Here is a 469-nt window from a genome sequence, read left to right as displayed (position 1 = left end):
CTCGCCGGTGTCGAGTGACTCCAGATCGACGGGCGTGACCGCGGATGTGTTCTCGACGAGGGCGGTGCCATCGATCTCGGTACTGCACCCGGCCACGGTCACGATAACAGCGGCCGCGACAGCCAGGACCACACAGGTAGTGCAGGTAGTGCAGGTGGTGCGCAAAGGCGAACAACTCCTCGAACGTGGGGGTACCAGAAGCAAAAGCAAGTGATGCAGGTCAGTTCTCGCCCAGGCCCAGTTCTTCGGCACGAACGAACTTGGTGTACTGCGCGGCCACACGCTGGGAAACGGTGCGCAAGGAATCGTCGTCGGGGTCGATGTTGCCAACGGGACGATGCCCGGACAGCTCGGCCATGTACCGGCCGTACACCATCAGGCACACCGACATCCGGCCGGTCGCGACATCACCGGTCCAGCAGGTGGTGCCGGGCACGTTCTGCGGAGCCGAAGCGTCTTCGATCAAGTC

Annotated in this window: 1 pseudogene; it reads right to left on the bottom strand. The window is 63.3% G+C overall.

The window, feature by feature from the left end:
• Positions 1 to 220 precede the first annotated feature (220 nt).
• A pseudogene (locus tag MWU77_RS24455) lies at positions 221 to 469 on the bottom strand (hypothetical protein); the annotation flags it as partial.

The organism is Rhodococcus sp. F64268 (assembly GCF_023015605.1).
In the GTDB taxonomy this organism is placed as follows: domain Bacteria; phylum Actinomycetota; class Actinomycetes; order Mycobacteriales; family Mycobacteriaceae; genus Rhodococcus.
This window is presented reverse-complemented; position numbering and strand designations above follow the sequence as displayed.